Origin of the sequence: Brevibacterium sanguinis (assembly GCF_039528855.1) — a bacterium.
GTDB lineage: Bacteria > Actinomycetota > Actinomycetes > Actinomycetales > Brevibacteriaceae > Brevibacterium > Brevibacterium sanguinis.
Genome location: NZ_BAAAMB010000009.1, coordinates 60,102 through 84,221, shown reverse-complemented (window position 1 = coordinate 84,221; position 24,120 = coordinate 60,102). Strand labels below are relative to the sequence as shown.

24 protein-coding genes and 1 pseudogene are annotated in these 24,120 nt (G+C 63.9%); 14 read left to right on the top strand and 11 right to left on the bottom strand.

Features of this window, described 5'->3' with window-relative positions:
- Window positions 1–56: 56 nt before the first annotated feature.
- The 3 genes from ABD154_RS10730 to glpX all read right to left on the bottom strand — a co-directional run bounded on the left by ABD154_RS10730 (window position 57) and on the right by glpX (window position 3,400).
- Window positions 57–1,460, bottom strand: coding sequence for a class II fumarate hydratase (locus ABD154_RS10730; protein WP_137824715.1), 1,404 nt, complete (start codon window positions 1,458–1,460; stop codon window positions 57–59).
- An 80-nt stretch (window positions 1,461–1,540) separates the two neighbouring features.
- Window positions 1,541–2,167, bottom strand: coding sequence for a carbonic anhydrase (locus tag ABD154_RS10725; RefSeq protein WP_344251251.1), 627 nt, complete (start codon window positions 2,165–2,167; stop codon window positions 1,541–1,543).
- A gap of 108 nt (window positions 2,168–2,275) precedes the next feature.
- Entirely contained in the window at window positions 2,276–3,400 is a 1,125-nt protein-coding gene (glpX, locus tag ABD154_RS10720) for a class II fructose-bisphosphatase (RefSeq protein ID WP_137824713.1), read from the bottom strand.
- 300 nt (window positions 3,401–3,700) lie between these two features.
- Here glpX and ABD154_RS10715 point away from each other — a divergent pair, with 300 nt between their 5' ends.
- On the top strand, window positions 3,701–4,270 hold the full coding sequence (locus tag ABD154_RS10715) for a DUF4245 family protein (protein ID WP_198498425.1): 570 nt from the start codon (window positions 3,701–3,703) through the stop codon (window positions 4,268–4,270).
- A gap of 28 nt (window positions 4,271–4,298) precedes the next feature.
- Here ABD154_RS10715 and ABD154_RS10710 read toward each other — a convergent pair whose 3' ends face one another.
- Together ABD154_RS10710 and xseA are read right to left on the bottom strand one after the other, a co-directional pair.
- Window positions 4,299–4,535 carry an exodeoxyribonuclease VII small subunit gene (locus ABD154_RS10710; RefSeq protein WP_344251250.1) on the bottom strand — a complete coding sequence of 79 codons (237 nt, stop codon included), beginning with the start codon at window positions 4,533–4,535 and terminating at the stop codon, window positions 4,299–4,301.
- 2 nt (window positions 4,536–4,537) lie between these two features.
- A complete protein-coding gene (gene xseA, locus ABD154_RS10705; RefSeq protein WP_344251249.1) occupies window positions 4,538–5,839 on the bottom strand; it encodes an exodeoxyribonuclease VII large subunit in 1,302 nt (433 codons plus the stop codon).
- A 176-nt stretch (window positions 5,840–6,015) separates the two neighbouring features.
- On the opposite strand from xseA, the gene ABD154_RS10700 reads away from it, so the two are divergent.
- Window positions 6,016–7,074, top strand: coding sequence for a 4-hydroxy-3-methylbut-2-enyl diphosphate reductase (locus tag ABD154_RS10700; RefSeq protein ID WP_344251339.1), 1,059 nt, complete (start codon window positions 6,016–6,018; stop codon window positions 7,072–7,074).
- Window positions 7,075–7,188: 114 nt separating this feature from the next.
- On the opposite strand, the gene ABD154_RS10695 is transcribed toward ABD154_RS10700, so the two are convergent.
- The gene (locus ABD154_RS10695) at window positions 7,189–8,355 is read right to left on the bottom strand and encodes a DNA recombination protein RmuC (protein WP_344251248.1); all 1,167 of its coding nucleotides are present in this window, start codon (window positions 8,353–8,355) and stop codon (window positions 7,189–7,191) included.
- 73 nt (window positions 8,356–8,428) lie between these two features.
- Here ABD154_RS10695 and ychF point away from each other — a divergent pair, with 73 nt between their 5' ends.
- On the top strand, window positions 8,429–9,514 hold the full coding sequence (gene ychF / locus ABD154_RS10690) for a redox-regulated ATPase YchF (RefSeq protein WP_137824708.1): 1,086 nt from the start codon (window positions 8,429–8,431) through the stop codon (window positions 9,512–9,514).
- Between the two features lie 1,193 nt (window positions 9,515–10,707).
- Here the strand turns inward: ychF and ABD154_RS10685 are convergent.
- Both ABD154_RS10685 and ABD154_RS10680 read right to left on the bottom strand, forming a co-directional pair.
- On the bottom strand, window positions 10,708–11,751 hold the full coding sequence (locus tag ABD154_RS10685) for a zinc-dependent alcohol dehydrogenase family protein (RefSeq protein ID WP_344251247.1): 1,044 nt from the start codon (window positions 11,749–11,751) through the stop codon (window positions 10,708–10,710).
- Between the two features lie 34 nt (window positions 11,752–11,785).
- The gene (locus ABD154_RS10680; protein ID WP_344251246.1) at window positions 11,786–13,030 is read right to left on the bottom strand and encodes an MFS transporter; all 1,245 of its coding nucleotides are present in this window, start codon (window positions 13,028–13,030) and stop codon (window positions 11,786–11,788) included.
- A 136-nt stretch (window positions 13,031–13,166) separates the two neighbouring features.
- Between ABD154_RS10680 and ABD154_RS10675 the strand changes: the two genes are divergently transcribed.
- The 4 genes and pseudogenes from ABD154_RS10675 to ABD154_RS10660 all read left to right on the top strand — a co-directional run bounded on the left by ABD154_RS10675 (window position 13,167) and on the right by ABD154_RS10660 (window position 14,971).
- Window positions 13,167–14,048, top strand: coding sequence for a helix-turn-helix transcriptional regulator (locus ABD154_RS10675; RefSeq protein ID WP_344251245.1), 882 nt, complete (start codon window positions 13,167–13,169; stop codon window positions 14,046–14,048).
- A gap of 77 nt (window positions 14,049–14,125) precedes the next feature.
- A pseudogene (locus ABD154_RS10670) lies at window positions 14,126–14,392 on the top strand (type II toxin-antitoxin system RelE/ParE family toxin).
- A complete protein-coding gene (locus ABD154_RS10665; protein ID WP_344251243.1) occupies window positions 14,379–14,681 on the top strand; it encodes a HigA family addiction module antitoxin in 303 nt (100 codons plus the stop codon). Before ABD154_RS10670 ends, ABD154_RS10665 begins: the two are co-directional and overlap by 14 nt.
- Window positions 14,678–14,971 (top strand): NUDIX domain-containing protein, encoded by a 294-nt coding sequence (locus ABD154_RS10660; protein WP_344251242.1) that lies wholly within the window; start codon window positions 14,678–14,680, stop codon window positions 14,969–14,971. The genes ABD154_RS10665 and ABD154_RS10660 overlap by 4 nt, the downstream gene beginning before the upstream one ends.
- A gap of 364 nt (window positions 14,972–15,335) precedes the next feature.
- Here ABD154_RS10660 and ABD154_RS10655 read toward each other — a convergent pair whose 3' ends face one another.
- Entirely contained in the window at window positions 15,336–16,565 is a 1,230-nt protein-coding gene (locus ABD154_RS10655) for a coiled-coil domain-containing protein (protein ID WP_344251241.1), read from the bottom strand.
- Window positions 16,566–16,992: 427 nt separating this feature from the next.
- Here ABD154_RS10655 and ABD154_RS10650 point away from each other — a divergent pair, with 427 nt between their 5' ends.
- A complete protein-coding gene (locus tag ABD154_RS10650; RefSeq protein WP_344251240.1) occupies window positions 16,993–17,826 on the top strand; it encodes a hypothetical protein in 834 nt (277 codons plus the stop codon).
- Between the two features lie 572 nt (window positions 17,827–18,398).
- Window positions 18,399–19,685 (top strand): hypothetical protein, encoded by a 1,287-nt coding sequence (locus tag ABD154_RS10645; protein WP_344251239.1) that lies wholly within the window; start codon window positions 18,399–18,401, stop codon window positions 19,683–19,685.
- Between the two features lie 120 nt (window positions 19,686–19,805).
- Here the strand turns inward: ABD154_RS10645 and ABD154_RS10640 are convergent, their stop codons facing one another.
- A complete protein-coding gene (locus ABD154_RS10640; RefSeq protein WP_344251238.1) occupies window positions 19,806–20,204 on the bottom strand; it encodes a DUF5655 domain-containing protein in 399 nt (132 codons plus the stop codon).
- Between the two features lie 246 nt (window positions 20,205–20,450).
- Here ABD154_RS10640 and ABD154_RS10635 point away from each other — a divergent pair, with 246 nt between their 5' ends.
- The 5 genes from ABD154_RS10635 (at window position 20,451) to ABD154_RS10615 (ending at window position 23,718) form a co-directional block, all read left to right on the top strand.
- Window positions 20,451–20,732, top strand: coding sequence for a type II toxin-antitoxin system RelE/ParE family toxin (locus ABD154_RS10635; protein ID WP_344251237.1), 282 nt, complete (start codon window positions 20,451–20,453; stop codon window positions 20,730–20,732).
- Window positions 20,707–21,027, top strand: a complete 321-nt coding sequence (locus tag ABD154_RS10630; protein ID WP_344251236.1) for a HigA family addiction module antitoxin — start codon at window positions 20,707–20,709, stop codon at window positions 21,025–21,027. The genes ABD154_RS10635 and ABD154_RS10630 overlap by 26 nt, the downstream gene beginning before the upstream one ends.
- A gap of 220 nt (window positions 21,028–21,247) precedes the next feature.
- Window positions 21,248–21,706 (top strand): NUDIX hydrolase, encoded by a 459-nt coding sequence (locus ABD154_RS10625; RefSeq protein ID WP_344251235.1) that lies wholly within the window; start codon window positions 21,248–21,250, stop codon window positions 21,704–21,706.
- Window positions 21,707–21,992: 286 nt separating this feature from the next.
- Complete coding sequence (locus ABD154_RS10620) at window positions 21,993–22,346, top strand: DUF1801 domain-containing protein (protein WP_344251234.1); 354 nt, start codon at window positions 21,993–21,995, stop codon at window positions 22,344–22,346.
- Between the two features lie 223 nt (window positions 22,347–22,569).
- On the top strand, window positions 22,570–23,718 hold the full coding sequence (locus tag ABD154_RS10615) for a heme-binding protein (protein ID WP_211977858.1): 1,149 nt from the start codon (window positions 22,570–22,572) through the stop codon (window positions 23,716–23,718).
- Window positions 23,719–23,743: 25 nt separating this feature from the next.
- Here ABD154_RS10615 and ABD154_RS10610 read toward each other — a convergent pair whose 3' ends face one another.
- The gene (locus tag ABD154_RS10610) at window positions 23,744–24,013 is read right to left on the bottom strand and encodes a DUF3263 domain-containing protein (RefSeq protein WP_211977857.1); all 270 of its coding nucleotides are present in this window, start codon (window positions 24,011–24,013) and stop codon (window positions 23,744–23,746) included.
- Window positions 24,014–24,120: the final 107 nt, after the last annotated feature.

The window sequence follows — 24,120 nt, the reverse complement described above, 5'->3', positions numbered from 1 at the left end:
GCCCGCCGACGGTCGGTGGTGACCGGCGGCGGGCGCTGTGCGGTGAGCGGCTCAGCTCACTTGTAGGTGCCGATCATCGTCATGACGTCGAGCGCCTTGTCGAGGTCGGCCTCGGTGATCGAGCCGTTCTCGACGAAGCCGAGATCGATCGTCGCCTCCTTGACGGTCATCTTGTTCGCGACCGCGTGCTTGGCGATCTTCGCGGCGTTCTCGTAGCCGATGACCTTGTTGAGCGGGGTGACGATCGACGGGGACGCTTCGGCGAGGAAGCGCGCCCGCTCGACGTTCGCGGTCAGTCCGTCGATCATCTTCTCCGCCATCACCGTCGAGGCGTTGGCGAGCAGGCGGATCGACTCGAGGAGGTTCGAAGCCATGACGGGGATGCCGACGTTGAGCTCGAACGCGCCGTTCGTCGACGACAGGGCCACGGTCGTGTCGTTGCCGATGACCTGGGCTGCGACCTGGATCGTCGCCTCGCAGATGACCGGGTTGACCTTGCCGGGCATGATCGATGAGCCGGGCTGGAGGTCGGGGATGGCGATCTCGCCGAGGCCGGTGTTCGGTCCCGAGCCCATCCACCGCAGGTCGTTGCAGATCTTCATGTAGCCGTAGGCGATCGTGCGCAGCTGACCCGAGGCTTCGATGAGGCCGTCGCGGTTGGCCTGGGCCTCGAAGTGGTTGCGGGCCTCGGTGATCGGCAGGCCGGTCTCCTCGGCGAGGATCTCGACGACGCGCGAGGAGAACCCGTCAGGGGTGTTGATGCCGGTGCCCACGGCGGTTCCGCCCTGCGGCACCTCGGCGACGCGGGGGAGAGCCGATTCGATGCGCTCGATGCCGTAGCGGACCTGCGCGGCGTAGCCGCCGAACTCCTGGCCGAGGGTGACCGGGGTGGCGTCCATGAGGTGGGTGCGCCCGGACTTGACGACCGAGGCGAACTCCTCGGCCTTCTTCTCCAGCGACGTCGCCAGCGTGTCCATGGCCGGGATGAGCGTTGTCACCAGGGCCTTCGTCACGGCGACGTGGACCGAGGTGGGGAAGACGTCGTTCGACGACTGCGAGGCGTTGACGTGGTCGTTGGGGTGGACGTCGATGCCCTTGTCGGCCAGGGCCTTCGTCGCCAGCGTCGCGAGCACCTCGTTGGTGTTCATGTTCGACGAGGTGCCGGATCCGGTCTGGAAGACGTCGATGGGGAACTGCGCATCGTGCTTGCCGGCGATGACCTCGTCGGCGGCGTTCTCGATCGCCTCGGCGCGGTCGGCGTCGAGGACGCCGAGCTCGCGGTTGGCCTTTGCCGCTGCCTTCTTCACCTGCGCGAGGGCGGCGATGTGCGCGGATTCGAGCGTCTTGCCGGAGATCGGGAAGTTCTCGACGGCCCGCTGGGTCTGCGCGCTGTAGAGGGCGTCCTTGGGAACCTTCACTTCACCCATGGTGTCGTGTTCGATGCGAAACTCTTCGCTCATGCTTGGGCACTGTCCTTTCGTGATGGTGTGTGCGGCCGCGACGTGCGGACGCCGCGGCGCCCTCACGTTCCGGCCGCCGGTCAGGAGGCGTAGGTCGAGACTGCGGCCTCGTCGCCTCCGTACTGGGCGACGACGGTCGTGTGACCGTCGTGGAGCTGGTAGGTCATGCCGACGATGATGAGTCGGCCCTCCTCGACGGCGCGGGAGATCAGCGTGGAGAGCTGCATGATCTTCTCGACCGTGTCGATGGTGTTCTGCACGACCGTCTCATTGACGGTGGTGCGGCGGTTCTTCCGCGCCCGGGCCACGGTCGGGAGGATCCGGGCGACGACATCGGAGATGAACCCGGGCGGGGTCTCCCCGGTGTCGTAGGCGTTGTAGGCCGCCGTCACGGCCCCGCAGCTGTCGTGGCCGAGGACGACGAGCAGGGGGGTGCCGAGCATTTCGACCCCGTACTCGAGCGAACCGAGGGTGACGGGGTCGATGACCTGCCCGGCGTTGCGCACGACGAACATGTCACCGATCCCGACGTCGAAGATCATCTCCGCGGCCACCCGGGAGTCGGCGCAGCCGAAGAGGGTGACGAACGGCTTCTGGTCCGCCGTCACCGCCTCGCGGCGGGCCGTGTCCTGGTTGGGATGTTCGGGTTCGTCGTTGACGAACCGGCGGTTGCCTTCCTGCAAGCGCTTCCAAGCCTGATTGGGCATTGCGTCCTGACCTGCTTCCCTGGGCCGGTGATGGTGGGGCGAGCGGAATCGCACTCGCTGTGTCTGGGACCGGCGCCGGGGCGACCGGCACCGGTGATGGAGTCCGGATCAGACGAGTCCACGGCGGGCGGCCTCTTCGGCGGCCTCGACGTAGGAGTGGGTCTTCGCCGACTGGTGCTCGGCGAAGACCGAGCGCACGGTGCCGGACTTCGACCGCATGACGAGCGAGTGCGTCGAGACGTGGCTGCCGTGGAACTTCACGCCGTCGAGCAGGTCGCCCTGGGTGATGCCGGTGGCGACGAAGTAGCAGTTGTCCCCGGTCACGAGGTCATCGGTGCCGAGCACCTGGTCGATGTCGAGGCCGGCCTTCGCCGCGGCTTCGCGCTCGCTGTCGTCCTGCGGCCACAGGCGGCCCTGGATGACGCCGCCGAGGGCCTTGATCGCACACGCGGTGATGATGCCCTCGGGGGTGCCGCCGATGCCCATGAGCATGTCGACGCCCGTGTCGGGTCGGCAGGCGGCGATGGCGCCGGCGACGTCGCCGTCGGTGATGAGGCGGATGCGGGCGCCGGCGGCGCGGATCTCCGCGATCGTCTTCTCGTGGCGGGGGCGGTCGAGGATCATCACCGTCACCGAGGCGGGATCCTTCGTTCCCTTCGCCTTGGCGACGCGGCGGATGTTCTCCGCGATCGGCAGGCGCAGGTCGACGGCGTCGGCGGCGGCGGGCCCGGTGACGAGCTTCTCCATGTAGAACACGGCCGACGGGTCGTACATCGCGCCGTCTTCGGTCACGGCCATGACGGAGATCGCGTTGGGCATGCCGAGCGCGGTCAGGCGGGTGCCGTCGATCGGGTCGACGGCGACATCGCAGCGGGCTCCGCCGCCATCGCCGACCTGCTCGCCGTTGAAGAGCATCGGCGCTTCGTCCTTCTCGCCTTCGCCGATGACGACGGTTCCGGCCATGCGGACGCTGGAGATGACATTGCGCATCGCGGCCACGGCGGCGCCGTCGGCGGCGTTCTTGTCCCCGCGGCCCACCCAGGGGGCGGCGGCGATGGCGGCGGCTTCGGTGACGCGCACGAGTTCGAGGGCGAGGTTGCGGTCGGGAGCGTCGGCTCCGACCTGGGCCTGCTGGGACCATGCGTCGGTGACTGCGACGGGTGGCGCTTCCGCGTCCACTCGGCCCCGATCATGATGCGATTTCACGTCAACTGAATCCTGTGGGTCACTCATGCTTCCAATTGTGCCACCCTCTTCAGGTGGGCTCCGACACCTCCTCGGTGAGTGCTGACACCTAATTGCTGACACCTAATTGATGAGTACTGACACCTCTTCGGATGCGGAGCGACAGCCGACCACGTCGGGCGGCTGAGTGTCGGTTGCCCAACGGCGAGCCCGTGCGCTGGGCATCAGCGGCACCGCCGATTGGCCCCTGGTGGGCCGTGCGGGGACAATGGAGGGGTGAATGTCCGTTCCACCACCGACGAAACGGGTTCCCGGCAGCAGCAGGGGACCGGCCGTGAGGGAGTTTCCATGTCCGACCAGTCCGGAGTCGTCCTTCCCGGGTCGCGGGAAGAGATGCGTCTGCTGCGGAAGAACTCGAACTGGGTGAACATGACCGTGGCGATCATGGCCTGCCTGGCGCTCGTCGGCGGTGTTCTCCTCCTCGCTCCGCAGCCGGAGGTCAACTCCGAACGGGTCGTCGACTACCGCGCGATCGCCGAGGCGTCCCAGGCCAACACGGACTATCCCCTCGTCGTTCCCGATGTGCCCTCGGGGTGGACGTCGAATGAAGCGAACCTTGATCGCATCGGCGATACCGGCGTCACCTCGTGGTACGTCTCGTTCCTCGGGCCCGACGATCAGTGGGTGAGCATCGAGCAGGCGCAGGCGTCGCAGGCCTGGGCCGACGGCAGGGTCCAGGATGCGACCGCCGCCGAGACCGTCGATGTCAGCGGCTACACCTACCAGGTGTACCGGACCGATGATGCGAAGGTGCAGTGGGTGACGTCGAAGGGCGACGTCTTCGTCGTCATCACGGCCATCGCCACTCCGGACACGGTCAACTACTTCGCCGATCAGGTGTCAGCCGACCTCGCCTGAGCCGGCACAGCAGCTGAGGCGGGCACCGTCATTCGTCGTCGGTGCTGTCCTCGCGGGCCTTGTCGAGGCGTTCGCGCGCACCGTCGAGCCACGCCTGGCACCGATCGGCCAGTGCCTCTCCGCGTTCCCAGAGGCGCAGTGACTCCTCGAGGGGAAGGTTGCCGGCCTCGAGGCGCTTGACCGTGGTGACGAGCTCCTCACGCGCCTGTTCGTAGCTCAGCGTGCTGATGTCGGGTTCGCTCTGCTGGGTTGCGGGTTCGGTCATGGTCAGCTCCTTGTCTCTTCTGTGGCATCGTCGATGGTCGTCACCTCGGCGTCGAAGCGTCCGCGGGCGACTCTGATGTGAACGGTCGATCCAGTGTGGACTTCGTCGGCATCGCGCACGGCCTGACCGCTGTCCGTCTGCACGACCGCGTAGCCGCGCTCGAGCGTGCGCAGCGGCGACAGCGACCGGGCCTGCGACCGCAGATGGTTGATCTCGTTCTGCCCCTGGTTGAGCTGACCGAACATCGCCTGCAGGCTGCGGCGCCGGAGCATGAGGAGTTCGTCCTCCCGGGCATCGACCATCGTCTGGGGTTCGGCGAGGACGGGCCGCGAGCGCACGGCGGTGAGCATCTCCTGCTCGCGGTCGATGATGCGATTGACTGCGGCGTCGAGCATGGCCCGGGCATTGAGGATGCCCATGGCCTCCTCGGCGACGTCGGGGACGATGCGCTTGGCGGCATCGGTCGGTGTCGAGGCGCGGAGATCGGCGACCTCGTCGAGGATGGGACGGTCGGCTTCGTGGCCGATCGCCGAGACGACCGGTGTCTGAGCATTGGACACGGCGCGCACCAGCGCTTCGTTGGAGAACGGGAGGAGGTCCTCCATGCTGCCGCCGCCGCGGGCGATGACGATGACGTCGATCGTCGGATCCGCGTCGAGCTCGGCGAGGTTCTTCATGACTCCGGGCACGGTGTCGGGCCCCTGCACCGCGGTGTTGCGGATCTCGAATTCGGCAGCGGGCCAGCGGAGGTGGACATTGCGCACGACATCCTTCTGGGCATCGGAATCGCGTCCGGTGATGAGCCCGATGCGATTCGGGAGGAAGGGCAGGCGCTTCTTGCGGGCGGGATCGAACAGGCCTTCGGCGGCGAGCTGCTTCTTCAGCCGCTCGAGACGGGCGAGGAGCTCGCCGAGTCCGACGGCGCGGATGTCGTTGGCGCGCATCGTCAGGCGGCCGGTCTTCGTCCAGAAGTCGGCCTTGAGGTTCGCGACGACGTGGCTGCCTTCGGACAGCTGCGCTCCCGTGCGGTCGAGGACGTTCTTCCAGATCTGGACGGGCAGGGACATCTCGACGTCGGTGTCACGCAGCGTGAGGTAACTGGCCTTGCCGCGATGGTTGAGTTCGACGACCTGGCCTTCGATCCACACGCTCGACATGCGGTCGATGTAGGACTTCATCTTGTTCGACAGCACACTGAGCGGCCACGGGTTCTCCGCAGTGGTCTCCGCCGCCGTCGCCGGCAGCGCCTGCGGGTCGACGTTCTCGCCGAGCGTCCCCGGGGTGCCGGATATTCGTTGCGCCATGTCATCTCCTTGTCCCGACCCAGCCTAACGAACGCCGCGGACATGGAGGGTCAGCGCTGCCAGGCGGGTCCCTGGCAGCAGTCGGGCAAGGTGACTGCCTGTGGAATGGTTCACCTTTGTGGCTCACGCTCAGCTGCGACATTTAGACTGTTCCTGTGACTGCCGTTTCTGTTCCCATGCCCACGATCCCGCGCAAGCGCATCGCCCCGGACGATATTCGGACCCCGGCCGGCAGCGACCAGAAGGTGCTGCTCGCCGCTCCGCGCGGCTACTGCGCCGGCGTCGATCGCGCCGTGATCGCGGTCGAGCGCGCGCTCGAGCACTACGGGGCCCCCATCTACGTGCGCAAGGAGATCGTCCACAACCGGCACGTCGTCGAAACGCTCTCCGAGCGCGGCGCGGTCTTCGTCAATGAGACCGATGAGGTTCCCGAGGGCGCCCGGGTCGTGTTCTCCGCTCACGGTGTCTCCCCGGCCGTGCACGCCGAGGCGGCCGCCCGCGATCTGGCGACGATCGACGCGACGTGCCCGCTGGTGACGAAGGTCCACCGGGAGGCTGTCCGGTTCGCTCGCGACGGCTATCGCATCCTCCTCGTCGGCCATGCCGGTCACGAAGAGGTCGAGGGCACGATGGGCGAGGCTCCGGACCACATCACGCTCATCCAGAACCCGGAGGAAGCGAAGACCGTCGAGGTCGAGGACACCGAGAACCTCGTGTGGATCTCGCAGACGACGCTGAGCGTCGACGAGACCATGGCGACCGTCGACATCCTCCGTCAGCGCTTCCCGCAGCTGCAGGACCCGCCGAGCGATGACATCTGCTACGCCACCCAGAACCGTCAGGTCGCGGTGAAGAAGATCGCCCCGCAGGCCGATCTCGTGCTCGTCGTCGGGTCGGCAAACTCATCGAACTCGGTGCGCCTCGTCGAGGTCGCTCTTGAGCACGGGGCGAAGGCGGCCCACCGCATCGACTTCGCCCGCGAGGTCGACGAGACGTGGTTCCACGACGTCGCCACCGTCGGCGTCACCTCGGGTGCGAGCGTCCCCGACGGCCTCGTGCAGGAGCTCCTCGGACTCCTCGCCGACTACGGCTTCGCGTCCGTCGAGGAAGTCGTCACCGCCGAAGAGGATCTCATGTTCTCGCTGCCGCGCGAACTGCGCAAGGACCTCAAAGCGGCAGGCAAGAAGACGTCGAACAAGCGCGACGGCGCTGACCGTCAGCACGACATCATCTGAGCTCTTCGCCCCTTCACCCGACGCGTGCACCGTTCGACCCTTAGCCGGACGCGTGAGCTGTTCGACCCTCACCCGACGCGCTGATCGGCCGAATCGTGCAACTGTGCACCCGTCTCAGTCTGTGCCGGTGTGCCTCCTCCTCAGCTGTGTCGGATCGTCTGTGGCGAAGCTCGGGCGTGAGAGTTCGGCTGCGCTGACCCCACGCGCTCGGGAGTCGAGTTCGGCGACCGCGTCGAGTTCTTCGCTGACGATGCCCGTCGACGGGAACTTGCGGGCCGTGACGAGGAAGCGCGACTCGAACGAGGAGACGAACCGGTTGTAGTCCTCGACGGAGCGGTCGAGGCTCGACCCCAATTTCGACACGTGCGAGACGAGCGTGCCGACGCGTTCGTAGAGTTCCGTGCCGAGACGCAGAACCTCAGCCGCCGACGTGCTCATCTCCGCTTGCCGCCAATTGAGCGCGACGGTCTTGAGCAGGACGAGGAGCGTGGCGGGAGAGGTGAGGACGACGTTCTTGCCCAGGGCATGATCGATCATCTTCGGGTAGGTCGCGGCCGCGGCCGAGAGCAGACCGTCGGTGGGGACGAAGCACACGACGAAGTCCGGTGCCGTCTCGAACGCCTTCCAGTACTCCTTCGACGCGAGCGCATCGACATGGCGCAGGAGCGCGCGGGCATGACTGCCGTCGGCCTCCTCGCCCTCGCCGATCCGTGCCGACAGCGGGGTCTTCGCATCGATGACGATGGTGCCCCCGCCGGGCAGATGCACGATCATGTCGGGACGGTGGCGCTGTCCATCGCGTTCGATGCTGACCTGCGCATCGAAGTCGACATGGGGGAGGAGTCCCGCGTATTCGACGATGCGCCGCAGCTGCACCTCGCCCCAGTCGCCGCGCTGCGTCGTGGAGTTCAGGGCATTCGCGAGCGACCCGGTCGATTCCTGCAGCCGCAGATTCTGCTGGCTCAAGTGAGAGATCTGGGCGTTGAGGCGGGTGATCTGCTCGACCTGAGCCGTGTCCTGAGTGCGGACGCTTTCGTGCAGCTGCCGGACACTGGCGGCGAGGGGACCGATGGCCGCAGTGATCTCGCCGGCCATCTGGGCGTCGGCTTCGAGGTCCTCGGTCCGGGTGGAGAGGATCTGGGAGGTCGTCTCCGCGCGGGTCAGGCGTTCGACGTAGCGGGAACGGGTGAGGGCGCGGCCGAGGAGGAACCCGAGGGCAGCGCTGAGGACGATCGCCAGGAAGAAGGCGGCGATGACGCCGGCGGCGGGAAATGCGTTCATGACTTCAGGGTGACAGACGGCACGGACACGACGATTCGGGGACCGCCTCGGCGCCGGGATAGACTTGACTACCGTGGCACTGACAATCGGAATCGTGGGACTGCCCAATGTCGGCAAGTCGACCATGTTTAATGCACTGACCAAGAACCAGGTTCTCGCGGCGAACTATCCGTTCGCGACGATCGAGCCGAATGTGGGCGTTGTGCCCCTGCCGGATGCGCGGCTGACGCGCCTGGCCGAGATCTTCGGGTCGGAGCGGATCCTCAACGCGACCGTCGACTTCGTCGACATCGCCGGAATCGTGCGCGGTGCCTCCGAGGGTGAGGGGCTGGGCAATCAGTTCCTCGCGAACATCCGCGAAGCCGACGCGATCTGCCAGGTCATCCGCGGTTTCGTCGATGACGATGTCGTCCACGTCGACGGCAAGATCAGCCCGGCCGATGACATCGACACGATCAACACCGAGCTCATCCTCGCCGACCTCCAGACCCTGGAGAAGGCGCGCCCGCGGATCGAGAAGGACGTCAAGGGCAAGCGGGCGCCGGCCGAGCTGCTCACGGCGATGGATGCCGCCACGGAGATCCTCGAGAGCGGGCGCACGCTCTACCAGGCGATGCATACAGACAAGTTCGACGTCTCGCCGCTGCGGGAGCTGCAGCTGATGACGACGAAGCCGTTCCTCTACGTCTTCAATGTCGATGACGAGGTGCTCGGCGATGAGGCGAAGAAGGACGAGATGCGGGCGCTGGTGGCCCCGGTCGAGGCGATCTTCCTCGATGCGAAGTTCGAGTCCGAGCTCGCTGAGCTCGACGAGGACGAGGCGCGGGAGATGCTCGAGTCGACCGGCCAGGAGGAGAGCGGACTTGATCAGCTCGCTCGCGTCGGGTTCGACACGCTCGGTCTCCAGACCTATCTGACTGCGGGGCCGAAGGAATCGCGCGCGTGGACGATCCCGAAGGGTGCGACTGCCCCCGAGGCGGCCGGAGTCATCCACACCGACTTCCAGAAGGGCTTCATCAAGGCCGAGGTCGTCTCCTTCGACGATCTCGACGCCACCGGCTCGATGGCCGCCGCGAAGTCCGCCGGCAAGGTGCGGATGGAAGGCAAGGACTACGTCATGGTCGACGGGGACGTCGTGGAGTTCCGGTTCAACGTGTGACCGATCAACCTCGATCAGAAGGTCGATCGCCTCGGACTCTCGCTGCGAGGTTAGGGCTTTCGAGCTTCTGTGAAGGCGATCATTCAGGAGACGACTCGAGCCGAGTGCAGCGTCGGATGGAATAGGGTCTGTTGTCATGGTCATCCCATCCTGTGTTGCTGCCCGAGTGATCGTTCTCGACCATTCGGACCGAGTGCTGCTTTTCGAAGGTCGGGATCTTTCTGACAGGAGCGACTCTGTGCGCTTCTGGTTCACGGTAGGCGGTGGCGTCGATGTGGGCTAATCACTTCTGCACGCTGCTGAAAGAGAGTTGGCCGAAAAGACCGGCATGACTGAGATTGCGATCGTCGGCCCCTTCCACCGCAGGGCCTTTGATTTTCTCGATCACGGCGAACCTCTCCATCAGATCGAGCACTTCTTTGCGGCAAGAGTTCCCGCCCCATCGAAATTGAACTGCGATGGCTGGACGGACTTGGAACGAACGGCGATGACTCGGTCACGTTGGTGGTCGGCTGAGGATTTGAGAGTTGCTGACGTGACCTGCTTTCCCGGGGATCTGCCTGACCTCATTGAGAGAGCAGCAGAGTTCGTCCAGGACCCTCCCTGCGAGGTCGAAGGTCGACCTTGTGCGGCCTGGTTGCATACGGAATCCCTGTGCTGCCGGCTCATCGTGGCTGGCATTGGTGCCATCTTTCGGGGGAGGGCAGTGCGATGTCGGGGATCGTCGTCCGCGGGCCGGACAAGTCTGGCAAGGCGCGGCTTGCCGCCCGTGCGAAACAACACCGCCGTTCAAACGATACTGGGGTCCGTGGGATCCAGACCAAGGACGTGACTCGGCCGGGCGGGTGGCTGGCACTCCTGCGGATAGGGCAGTCAGTCGGAGGTGTCGACGAGTCGCCGATTCCGGCAGGTGAGAATATCGCTCGGGCCGCTGAGTTGTCGTGGCCATCACCGCAGTCACCCTTTGCCGAGCTCTTGGCGGGTCGTGCGTCGCATCCGGATGGCAAGTGGAAGTGGCTGCGCAGGACGGCGAATATGGGTGGGGAGAGATGCTGGACGGAGATCGTTTCCCCGATCGTGACGGCGAGGTCTGGATCGCTGACAGGCTGAGACTACGCGGCGAAAGCATCCCAGAACCGGTAGTAGTCGGTGACCAGGAGCTCGGCAGTGCATCTCCGCCGCCGCTCACAGGGTTACGGACGGACAAGGACCTTCAGACTCCGTCGCTCGTCCATGTCTCGGTATCCGCCCGGGACACCGTCGAGATCTGTCTCGACATCGAAGACCTTGCCGGGGACGATGGTGCCGTCGAGGATGTCAGGCATGAGCTCCTCGATGTAAGCGCGGACCGGAGCGGGTCCGCCGGCGAGGCGGATGTTTTGCCGGAACAGGCTGCCGAATCCGATCGGGGCGTCCTCGTACTGCGGGACACCGACTCGGCTGATCACACCGCCTGGGCGGACGACGCCGAGCGCCTGCTCATAAGCCGGCAGGTGGCCGACGGCCTCGAGCACGGCGTGGGCGCCGTGGCCTGCGGTGAGGTCTCGGACCTTCGCGATGCCCTCCTCGCCGCGCTCGGCGACGATGTCGGTGGCCCCGAACTCGCGTCCGAGGCTGGTGCGGCCAGTGTGACGACCCATCAGGATGATCTGTTCTGCGCCGAGTCGCTTGGCGGACAGGACTGCCATGAGGCCGACCGCGCCGTCGCCGATCACCGTCACGAGCTGACCGGGCATGACTCCGGCCATCTTCGCGGCGTGGTGACCGGTGCCGAGCACGTCGGCCAGGGTCAGCAGCGAGGGGATGAGCGCTGAGTCTTCGGCGACGGGCAGCTTCACCAGGGTGCCGTCCGCGAGCGGAATGCGGATGGCTTCGGCCTGGCCGCCCTCGTCGGCGATGCCGTCGAGGAAAGTCGCCTCGTGGTGGATGCAGGAGGTCTGGAGGTTCTCACGGCAGAACTCGCACACGTTGTCCGAGATAGCGAACGGGGAGACGACCAGATCGCCCTTCTTCAGAGTGGTGACCTCGCTGCCGAGATCTTCGATCACTCCGATGAGTTCGTGGCCCATGCGGGCAGGGCCGTTCTCATGGGTCATCTGGTGGTAGGGGTGCAGGTCTGAGCCGCAGATGCAGGACGCGGTGACACGCACCAGGGCGTCGGTCGGATGCTTGATGATCGAGTCGGGGACATCCTCGATCCGGACGTCGCCTGCTTTGTACATGAGCGTTGCGCGCATGGTGTGTTCTCCTTCGTGGGGTGATGTTGAGTGGTCAGACGGATGGGGTCGGCCCGGCGATGCTCCTGCGTGTCATGCCCGCGAGGACGCATGCCGGGACCAGGGTCAGCACGACGATCACCGTGCCCACGACCGCGGGACCGGACAGGCCCAGCGAAGTGGTCAGGGTGGCTCCGGCGATGGTGGTGCCGATGGCGGTACCGGCATTGAATGCTGCGACAGCGAGTCCCGAGCCGAGGGTGGCCGCGCGGCCGGCGTAGCCGACGGCGAGGTGGATGAGCACACTGTTGGCGCTGAGTCCGAATGCCCCCAGCAGCACGACGAGCACGACGGTGGTCCAGGTCGACCCAGTCAGCAGGGACATCGCCAGCAGCACGAGCGTCGTCAGCGCGGGGGCCACGATCGTCACGACGTGGGCGTGCTTGTCGCCCAGTCGTCCGCCGAGCAGGGTGCCGACGAAGGAGCAGATGCCGAAACCTGCCAGCACCAGCGGCACGAGACCAGCAGAAACTCCGGCCTGGTCGGTGAGAATCGGTGCGATGAATGAGTACGTGGCGAGCACGCCGCCCGTGGTGGTCAGGCAGGCGGCCAACACCAGCCAGAGGCGCGGTGTTCGCAGGTCCGCGAGCCCGGACAGCATTGAAGACCCCTGGAGATGTGAGTCGTCCGCCGGGACCAGTCGGGCGACGAACACCACGGCGATCGCCGCGGCGATTCCGAGCGCCCAGAAGGTGCCCCGCCAGCCCACATGTTGGGCGAGGTAGGCTCCGATCGGGACACCGAGCACTGTGGCCAGCGACCCTCCGGCGGCGACGACTCCCACCGAGGAGGACTTCAACGACGAGTCGACGACGTTCGAGGCCACGACTGCGGAGACAGCCCAGAACGAGCCGGTGGCGAGTGCGGTGACGAAGCGCGCGCCGGTGAGGACCGTGAGGTCCTCGCCGAGCGCGACGACCACATGCCCGGCGACGAACACGAACAGTGCGATGAGGAGCGTGCGTTTCTTCGACAGCCGCATCGTCACCATTGCCAGCAGCGGTGCGCCGATGACCATGCCGGTTGCGAACACGGTGATCAATGACCCGGCTTGGCCGAGCGATATGTCCAGGTCGCCGGCGATCTCGGGCAGGACGCCCGCGATCACGAACTCGGTCGTGAGCATCAGGAACGTGCCCAGCGCCAGGACGTAGACGACGAGCGGAAGGCGGAGTTTGGGCGTGTCGTCGCTCGGCGCGGTTTGCGTCGGGACGAAAGCCGTGGCGGCTTCGTTGTGCATGGATACCTCGTTGACGGATGGACGATGTTTGCTCGATATCCATTTGGCGTCCGTTCGCACAGGCGGGGAAGGTCGAGTTCATAGGGGGTAGAAGATCGACCCCCTTCGCGCATGGGAATCCTTCTACCCTTGAACCATGGACAATCGCGACGACATCAAAGGCTTCCTCGCCAGCCGCCGCGCGAAGCTGACGCCCGATATGGTCGGGCTTCCTACCGGCACTCGCCGGCGTGTGCCGGGACTGCGCCGCGAAGAGGTCGCTGTCCTCGCTGGGGTGAGTACCGAGTGGTACACCCGCCTGGAGAAGGGCCACATCGGCGATGTGTCTGCCGAGGTCCTCGACGCGGTCGCCGAAGCGCTGCGACTCGATGACGACGAACGCACTTACCTGAGCGATCTCGCTCGCGCCGCCAAGCCCGCCCACCGGAGGTCTGTCCGTCGCCGCGACGTCCCGATCGCGCCACAGGTGCAGTGGATGCTCGACTCGATCACCGGCTCAGCCGCTTTCGTGCGCAATGGACGCCTCGACGTCATCGGCTCCAATGCCCTCGGTCGCGCTCTGCACTCACCGATGTTCGCCAGCCCTGCCTCTGTGGATGGGACAGTGAACTTCGCCCGCTACCACTTCCTCGACGAAGGATCCAAGGAATTCTTCATCGACTGGGAGTCAGGAGCCGCCGCAACTGTGGCGCTCCTGCGGGCCGAGGCCGGGCGCGATCCTTACGATAAGATCCTGCGCGAGCTCATCGGCGAGCTGTCCACGGCAAGTGAGGCGTTCTCCGCCTACTGGGCCTCCCATGACATCCGCATCCGACACGAAGGCACTAAGCGCCTACAGCACCCCGAGGTTGGCGAGATCGAATTGACATACCAGTCAGTCGTTCTCCCCACGGGCAAGCGCGCCAGGCATGACCTGTCGATCTACACGGCTGAACCCGGCTCGCCGCACGAGGAAAGCTTGAAGCTGCTGTCGAGCTTGGCGGCTCCAAGCGAGGGAGCGCACCCGACGACGCGCTGACGGCTGACGCGCGTCAGCCAAGTTGCAGAGGTTGGAATGTGCCGGGACTCGGTGAAGTTCCGGTTTGACGTCTAGCGTTGTTGACGGGAACCGTGATACGCCGGCTTCGTGAACGCGTGCGCTCTATCGATCCGAGGATCCTCCGAGCCGCGTTGCTTAAGCTGCGTCAGGTCGGATCCGCGAAGTCCTTCGAGGATCTCCGAGTCTCGCCCGGCAATCGGCTCGAGGCCCTCAAGGGTGATCGGGCCGGACAGCACAGCATCAGGATCAACGACCAGTAGCGGATCTGCTTCGTGTGGACCGGCGCCGGTCCGGAGGAGGTGGAGATCGTTGACTACCACTGACAAGATCGAACCGATCCACCCAGGGGAGGTTCTCATGGAGGACTTCATCGAGGGATTCGGTATCACCCAGAACAAGCTCGCCGTGTCGATCGGCGTACCTCCCAGGAGGATCAATGAGATCGTGCACGGTAAGCGCGGGATCACCGCAGACACCGCGCTGCGCCTCGCGAGGTACTTCGGTACCTCGGCGGAGTTCTGGATCTACCTGCAGAGTCACTATGAGCTCGACCGTGCGGAAGAACTCGCGGGGGAGCAGATCGCTGCGATCGCGCCGCTGAGCGTAGGGTGATCGCAGTGCCGGAGCGTCGGCTGGTTCGAAAGGTCGTAGGATACGTCGTCCGCGATCGGCGGCTTCTGGTGTTCACGCATGACGACGTCCCGCTCGAGATCGCCGGTGTCCAGGTGCCCGCAGGGACCAACGAGGCTTCGGAGCCGCCCGAGGCTGCCATCATCCGTGAAGTTCTGGAGGAGACTGGTGTCATAGCTCGCACCGTCGGCTCTCTGGGCATCGAAAGGTATGACGTCTGGCCGTCCAAGTCAGAGGTGCACGAGCGGCACTTTTCCAGCTTGAACCGCTGAATGACAGTCAGGGCGAACGATGGAGCGCCGGAGAGGACTACCCTTCTGACGGTGGTGCCGCTTCGCGGTGGACATGCTATTGGATCCCTCTCTAGCAAGCTCACGTGCTATGTGCCGGATTCGCGGCAAAGGTCGGTGAGATCTCGCTCTAAGACACCCATGCGGTCGACGATCGTTGGTCGGATGTCGGAGTCGTTGTGATGGTTCTCCGTGACGGTATGTGGTGGAGTGGAGATTCGCGCTCTAACGTTTGGCGTGGCAGATTCCAACGGTCTCGCCTCCAGCGTCGGACCATGATTTTGGCGGGTTGTGTGTCTCGTCGCGCGGAAGAATGTGCTTGCCTGCAGGGCGTTCGAGCCGAGTTTCATGGCCTATTCGAGTGGCTGTCCGTCTCCGCGTCCCGCGCGGCGGCCTTCGGCAGCGCATCCTTCTGCTCGGCGAAGATGCGCCGCGCGGTCTCGACACGGATGAGCTCCTTCTGCTCCGGCGGCAGATTCGCGATAAACGGCTCGAGCGCCGTGAGGGTGAGTTGCACCTGCCGAGCTGCTCTTTCCTCTCTGCGGTGCTGACCCGACTCTCGGATTAGGACATAGCCCACAGCTGCAGCGCCCACGGGAGCGCCAAGTTTCTGGAAGACTACCTGCCACCAGTCGAGGTCGGTGCCGAACCCGAAGAACGATGCCCCGGCAGCCCCTAGGAACGCGAGGGCCGCGATGGACAGTGCGATCAGTGCTCCGATGCGCCACCTGTTGGCGGCCTTTGCCTGGTCGTTCGCGTATGCGCCGTAGTCGGTGGCCGTCGCGTTGACGCCGACCGCTGACAGCACCTTCTGCGACTGCTCCTCGTGCTCCTGCATCTTCTCGAGATGCTCCTGCATCTTCGCTTCGTTGTCCTCGAGGAGGCTTGACCACTTTTGCGTTCGGTCTTCCTGCGCGGCCGAGAATTTGTCCTGGTGGGAGGAGAGCGCCGAGTCGAGTCGTGCCTTTTGCTGCTCGACGACCGAATCCGTCTCGGTCGTGGCCGTCTGTAGACGCGCGAGTTCCTCTTGCAACTCGGTGGTCTTCTCCTCGGTCAAAGCCTCGAACATCGTGCGCTGCTCGGCCAGATCAGCCTTCTGCTGTTCGAGCGACGCCGCGACTGTCTTGGACTGCTCAGTGGCTTGCGCTTCGATCGCCGAGAGACGCTCGTCGAGGCGCTTGTTCAGCGATGCGAAGGATGCCTCGACCTGCTCGGCCTGCTTGCTTAGGCCGCGCAGACTCGTCGAGCCTGTCGCTGGCCAAGTCCGGACCTGTTGCGTGAGCTGCACAAAAGGGGACAGCGCATTCCGGTTGTTCGGGGGCGGCGAGAATATCGTGGCGATGGAGTCAGGGAGCGAGGCACCGACTGCGTCGACGAGGTTTTTCACGGCTGTGAGGTGCTCGTTCGAGAGCACGGCGTGCGGCTGTTCCGCATGCCCACCGATCTCGGAGAGAACAGTTCGTAGGCGGGCCAGGTCGTCCGTGAACTCCTCTGCCGGAACCTCAGAGAGTGACTCGACTGCGTTCGTGACAGCTGTCCATAGCATGTGATCTCGGTACTCGTCTTCCCACGCCATCGGCGGCTCCTCTTCGTCATGCGGCCACCGTTCGGCGCTCTCGCGAAACGCCTCCGCGAGGTGTCGAGAAGGCTACACTCAGCATACCGGCGGGTTCGGACCCAGCGCCGGTGCGCGTGGTGGCTACGTGCGGCAGATGGCCTTCTGTACCGGAACTTGGCGGAGTTTAGATTTTCGCTCTAACTTCGGGCAAAACTGTTCTACGAACATGAGCTGTGCCTAATGTGTGGCCTGTTTCGTCCGGTAGCCCCGATTTGCTAGCGCTCGTTTGGTCTTACGGATAGTGCCCGAAGCCGCTCAGTGCAGAGGTAAGGCGCACCATACTGGTGCCGGTCCGGCTGCCGCGCGGTCATCTGGATCGGCAGCGTCTTCCATGGTGTGAGTGGCGTGTCTGAAATCAGACCTCTTATAGTGAGACGATTGAGCCATGATTGGTCTTGGTTTGGACGACCCGGAGGTCGCCGAGATGCTCAACCGTGCCCTTCAAGTGATAGACGGTCCGGTCGAAGATTACTGGAATGAGTTTCTCGAAGCTCGAAATGACTCTGAGGCCTCCGAACTCTCTCGGCTTTATGAAGCGATGCCGCACGGTCCCGTCGACATTACCGGTGTGGTTGCGGTGGGTTTGGAGACCGCATATTCCTGCTTGAACCAGATCAGCTACATAATCCAAAACTCAGTGCCAACATCACCGGTTGCACTTCAGACCATGTTGCGTGCAGCTTTGGTGGGTTCGGCTCGAACCCTCTTCGTCCTGTTGCCCACCGATCCGGATGAGCGAGTCGAACGTGCGCATAAGGTCGTCGCACGCGATACCGAGAGCGGCAGGCAGGGCTTGGAACAGTTCGCCAATTTTGAAGGCATGCAGGCGTTTGCTGCGCCGCAGGATCTGGTGGAGTCGCTTGGGAAGCATCGCAGGGAACTGTGGCCGAAAGGTAATCCTCCGGGGGATGGTCGAATTGTCGAAGGCATGAGTGCAGTCATGTTCGAAGCGCTGGAGCTCGCTGGAATGGGGGAAGAGCTAGGACACGACATCCTAAAAGACCACGTCACGTGGCTGTGGAACACCTACAGCGGTATAGCGCATGGGTATTTCTGGCCTCGCCTGCTGTTAACGATTTCTGGAGACAGACGAGTGCCCGGTGATTTCCCGCTCGACCTGCATCAGGTGGCGACTGCGACGCACATGGCGTTGCTCTCAGCGCTGAGTCGGATGGAGCCGGGAAGCGCGCTGACGACTGATCCCATACGTGAGAGGTAGTCCGACGGAGTGTGCCGAACCACAAGCCACAGTGCATGCCCAGATTGCCGTGGCGAGTGGCTTGGATGATTGGGAATTGGCGCACGGCCCGGACCTTGCCCAGTAGAATCACGCTGGTCCAACCACCCCCCCATTCATATCTGGACGTCATGCGATATTGGTCGCTCTGGCTATCTCTGATCAGCGGCGGAATAGGCCCTTAAGGGCATGATCGGATACGGCAGGATAGAGGTTGTTCGGCGACGGAACGTGATGGAATTTAGATTTGCGCTCTAACTTCTGCTAGCGGTGGCCGTCGCTCCTTCTTCAGTGCGCACTAGTGCGACCGCACGATACTGAAATTCTGTAAGACATGCCCTAGGCAAGATTGGGTTCCTTGCATTCGCGCCAGGGCAACGCGCTGCCACCGCGAACCCGACCTCTGGGCAGGTTGCGGGGTCCCTTAGTCCTCAGCGGTCCCGCGTGCCCGTTAAGAGATCCGACTGGTGTCGGTGTGCCTAGATACGATTGAGCGAATCCCGTATTGACAAGTGGCTTGGGCAAACATGCTGAATAATCGTGAACTTGCGTCCGTGATCTTGATCGCTTTGCTGGTCGTGCTCGCAATGGTGCTCCCTAAGTGGCGCGACGTAGTGCTACCTGCTCTCAGAACTATTGCGCGCTCTCTCTTCAAATGGGTGGTGCTCCTCGTCTTTGGGCTCTTCATCGTTTGGGTCGCATTGTGGGTTTGGCTCGCGTGGCTCCTCAGCATCTGGCAGATGAAGCTGCTGAAGGACACCGTCGTCATCGTGGTTGGTGTTGGCTTCCCGCTCCTCTTCAAGTCCATAGAAGCGAAGTCCGGCGTTGAGATCCTTGACCATGTCCGTCGCGAGACCCTCACGCTGTCCACGCTGTTCCTGTTCTACCTGAACCTGGAATCGCTGCCGCTGTGGGGCGAATTGATCGCGCAACCGGTCATCTTTCTCCTGGCGGCGATGACGGCCTTTGCTCAGCATGACGAGAAGGGGCAACGAGTACTCGGGTGTTTCTCGATCCCGCTCATGTTGATTGGACTGAGCCTGCTCGCATGGACCACCGCCCAGACCTTGAACAAGTGGGACGAGCTCGTCTGGTCAGACCTACTGGCTCCGCTGGCGCTCTCAGTGTGGCTCCCATTCGCGATGTTCCCTTTCCTCTACGCTGTGGCGTTCTACGCCGCCACGGAAGTGATCTTAAAGCGGCTTCTGTGGACAAACGAAGAGATGCCACTACGTGCACGCTTAGGAGTCTCCGCCGGGCTACACGGATCTGTGCGCTGGGCCAAGGAATTGACCGGCCGCTACAATCACCTGGCGCGGGCAACAACATTTAGGGGAGCGCTGTCAGAGATGCGCGACTTCCGAAACGACGTGACCCGACGGGAGCAACTCGAAGCTGATCGGCTTGCCGACCTGGAGACCTTCTCAGGCCAGGCCGGGGTTGACGAATCAGGGGCTCAACTCGATCGTAGAGAGTTCGACGGCACCAAACGTGCTCTGCAGTACATCCATACTGCCCAGGCTCTCCGGTACGAACGGCGGGGAGAGACGTTTTGGGATGACCTCACCGACATGGTGATCAGTCCCGTGTCGAAGTGGGGCCTACCAGATCAGCACGGCATCGTCGTTCAGACGGCGAACGACAAGAAGAAGTGGCGGGCGTGGCGTCGCTTGCCGTCAGGCTGGGTGCTCGGGATCGGAGCAACCGGGCGCTTTGGAGAGTATCGGTATGCCGGGCCCGAACCGCCCACGAGTTGGCCAGGAGCGTCCGACGAGTGGACCGACTCTGTCATCGAGTTGGGTCCCGTCGATTGGGATCGGAACGACGGTCCCAGGTTGTGACGACGGCTTCGCCCCGGGGTTACTGTTACGCATGAGCGACGGCCGTCATATCGGGTGAGACGGCTTTGCCGAGTTCGCAAGCTGAGGTTATTCGGCTACTGAACGTCGCGGAGTTCCGCTTCAACGCCTAGCTGAGGAGCCCTCTTTGCCGCCCCACGCCCTGGCCAGTTCGAACCAGTTCCGGTTCGCGACCAAGGTGATCGTCTCGGCGGAGTCGACGGTGATCTGGTGTGTGAACTTGTCCGCGCGGAACGGGATGATCTCGTCTACGACCGGATCCTCGTGTGGTTCGTACATGTCGAGCGTCAGAAGCGACCGTGCTCGAGTGACGGGTGTGAGCCACGCGAACTGGCGCTTCACGCGGTAAGCCACCTGGGTGCGCGCGAATTGCTCCTCTGCCCCTCCGGCCGCTGCGATCGATGAGGCGAAAGCATCGTAGTGGGCTCGAAGAGAGCCCGGGAACAGCCCGGGAACAGTGTGTCGGGTCCTGTCATCACGCCTCCTCCTGACGGAGATCACCTGCGTCAACCACTATACGCATCGATCTCGTCGTTGCCGAGCGAAGTCGTGACGATGCGTACTGTGGGTCGACGAGAAGTGCGTCGCCCTGCAGTGCAGGTCGTCGCACGCGAGCTGGCCCTGTGGCGCCGACTGAAAGGGGACGGTGTCGCCGGGCGACAATCTGATGACTGTTCGTGCCGGAACCCGGTAGAGTTTTTGTTTAACGTCTAGCGTTATTGACGAAGTCCGTTATATATTTGTTCCATGATCAGATCGTTCGGCAGCAAGGACACCGAGCGCATCTGGCATGAGCAGTACGTCAAACGCGTAGACCGGATGGTCCAACGAGCGGCTCTTCGAAAGCTCGAATTGATCCACGCGGCGAACGATGTCGAGGATCTGAGGATCCCGCCAGGGAATCGTCTGGAGCAACTCGCCGGCGATCGTGCGGGTCAGCACAGCATCCGGGTCAACGCGCAATGGCGCATCTGCTTCGTCTGGAGAGAGGGAGGAGCGGACGATGTCGAACTCGTCGACTACCATTGAGAATGACCTGATCGAGCCTGTCCATCCGGGAGAAATCCTGATGGAGGACTTCATCGAGGGTTTCGGGATCACCCAGAACAAGCTTGCCGTGTCTATCGGAGTGCCGCCGCGCCGAATCAACGAGATCGTGCACGGCAAGAGGGGTATCACCGCAGACACGGCGATTCGGCTGGCACGGTACTTCGGGACCTCGGAAGAATTCTGGATGAACCTGCAGTCGAACTACGAGCTGCGGATCGAACGTCGGACGCTGCGGGACAAGGTCGCCGCGATCACGCCGCTGAAAGTCGCATGACGCGTGCCCGAGGAAACGATCAACGTTGGCGCTGACCAGCGTGCTCGATGTTTGGGTTTGTGGTGGAGTGCCAGTTCAATGTAAATCGTCAGTGACGCACCCCGTGGGAAGGGTGACTGAGTTCTCGTCGTGCTTGTACTCAATCGAGCCGGCGACTATTCGGTGTCTAATTTGATCGGTTCTACACAGCTGGTGTGCAAACACAATAGGCTGTCTTTCGATGGGCATCCCAACTCGTACCGCAGCGCGCGTGATCTTGCTGGATCCCTCGTCACGTGTGTTGCTTTTCGAGGGACGCGATCTTTCAGATAGTGACGACATCGTGCGATTCTGGTTCACGGTGGGCGGTGGCGTAAAGCATGATGAGTCTCTCAACGACGCTGCCGCGCGTGAGTTGCGTGAAGAAACCGGACTGACTGAATTGTCGATAGTGGGCCCGTTCCATCGCCGAGTTGCGAACTTCCTCAACCATGGCGAACGAGTCCATCAGACTGAACACTTCTTCGCCGCGCGAGTCACTGCTGCCTCAGCACTGCAAAGCGGGGGATGGACGGAGCTGGAACGTGTGGCGATGACACGGTGGCGATGGTGGTCACAGGCTGACTTGAAAAGCGCAACCGCAACGTACTTTCCCAGGAATCTTCCGCAACTTGTCACGAGAGCATCTGAGCTTGTCTGACTGGTTCCACCCGACGCAGGCGGGGCTGCTTCGGCTGCGGTGAGGGTCATCCGCACAGCTTGGCTGGCATACCGCGGACTGCGGACGTGCCATGGCCGAAGGATGAGTGTCGATTAGACTGAACTCGGTGACGCTCAGCGTCACCTCCTGCACTTCCACGTGAGGACCACGTGAATCATCGCGGAGAGGCTTGAGATCCTCAGGACATGTCCGGATGGGGTGCGGCGCGTTATCGCGCCGACTGCTGCCCGCCGATGCTCGACATCGGCCGATGAAAGGACACGACATGTCATCGAAGGATGAGAAGAACCTCAGCCAGGTCATCGACAAGATCGCAGCCATGGATGAGCCGAGACGCTCGACCATGCAGCAGGTGCACGACCTCATCGTGGCGACTGCACCGGAGCTCAAACCCCGGATCTGGTACGGGATGCCCGCGTACGCCGCCTCCGCGAGCACTCCGGCGCTCATCACCCTGCGCAACGACGAACGGCTGAACCTCGCACTCACCGAGAAGGCTCCGTTCAACCCCGCCGGTGGTGAAGACGGGGCTCTCATGCCTGCGGCCTGGTACTTCGAGACCGTCGATGCCGCCACGGAGAAGCGGATCGCGGAGATCGTTCGCTCAGTGTCCGGCTGACCCCATCGCACGGTGCTCTTCCCGGCGATGGACCTTCGCCGGGAAGAACGCTGTTCGGTGCCCGAGCTCTCCCGAGCAGACCTGTTCAGCCGATGCAGACATGTGGCAAGATGGCTTTCCTCGGATGCAGCACCGGGGCCGAAGAGTGCGGTGACCCGGACGGCGGCTGACCGCCGTGCCCGCTCGATCCGAGAAATCCGGTTTCCTCGAAGGAGAGTGCGCGATGTCGGAGTCAACGGTTCGCTTCAGCCCGGACAACAGCAATGTGCTCTCATGTTTGGGCGGTCTGCAGGAACTCGCGGGGTCCTGGCGCGGACACGGATTCAACCTGATCTCCCGACCTGACTACTCCGGGCACGCGAATCTCTATCTCCAGCTCAACCAGACCGAGGAAACCTACGACGTCACGCCGATCGGTTCACCGGTGCCCAACCGTGCCTGCGGCGGAGACGGCGTCGATCTCCACGGCCTCACCTACCTGCACAAGGTCAGCGACAAGGACACCCACAGCGCGCTGCACATCGAACCCGGCATGTGGATGATCCAACCGCCGGCCGAGTATCCGCCCCTGCGCAATCCCTCGAACGGGCAGATCGTCTACCGCATGTCGTCGATCCCGCACGGCAACACCCTCATCGCCCAGGGAACGGTCGTGCCGTTCTCCGGTGCGCCACCGGTGCTTCCCATCGGCGACCAGCCGTACGGATACTCGGACTTCCTCTCCTTCAACAGCACCCCGATCACCGGGGTGACACCGCCTGAGGAAGCGATCATGAACGCGGCCGGCAGCTCGGAGGCCGGGACCTCACGCACCGATCACCTCAAACCGTTCCAGCAGTTCGACCTCAGCATCGCCGAAGGCCCGGAGAACCCCCGCACTCCCTACAACACGCACCCGCCGGAGCCACCGCTTCCCGACCAGATCCTCGGCGTGCCGATGCAGGATGTCGTCAACGATCCCATTCGCCTTCTCCAGGCCGATATCCATGACAAAGTCGAGGCCGGTTACTCGATCGATGGGGTCGCGATCAACGTGATGACGCAGGCCAAGGTCGGCTTCCGCAGACACCGGAACGATCCGTACGGCCCGCACGTCACCGTCGAACCGCAACTCGCCGACGGAGGCCTGACGAACTCGCCCTTTCTGCTCGGGGGAGTACCGACGGGAGACAAAGGGCCGAATGCGCAGACCACGCTCGTCTACGCGACCATGTGGGTCGAGCGGCTCACCCATCCGGATCAGCCGACGATCATGCAGATCCAATACGCGCAGATGTGCGTCCTCAACTTCCGCATCCTGCTCATGCCGGACCAGGGGATCGTCGGCTGGCCGCACATCTCGGTGGCCACGCTTCGCAAGACCTTCGGCTGAGCGCGGTACCGGATGAACGAGCGTCTTACGGCATGAACGAGCGCCAGCGGCCCTTCCGTCGTTCGAAGGCGAAGCGTTCCGACCGCAGTCGGCGGATGCGAGTGACGACATCCGGGGCGTAGCCGAATGCCGCGTCGGTGTCAGCGAGTCCTTCGAGCACCGCGGAATACCTCTCGACGGCCAGTTCGATGCGTCGGCACAGAACCATGCGGGTGGCCGCCGATGACGGTGATCGCTCGAAGTCGAGGATCATCCGATCATGGGCGGAGAGTTCGTTGACGGTGCCTGGAATCACGACGCACAGTCTCGCACGAACTCATCGACGCACACGAACCCCGACATCACAACGCCGGGGTTCGCATCACGTCGACCTATCGAGGAGTCCGCTCAGTGCGGGCAGGG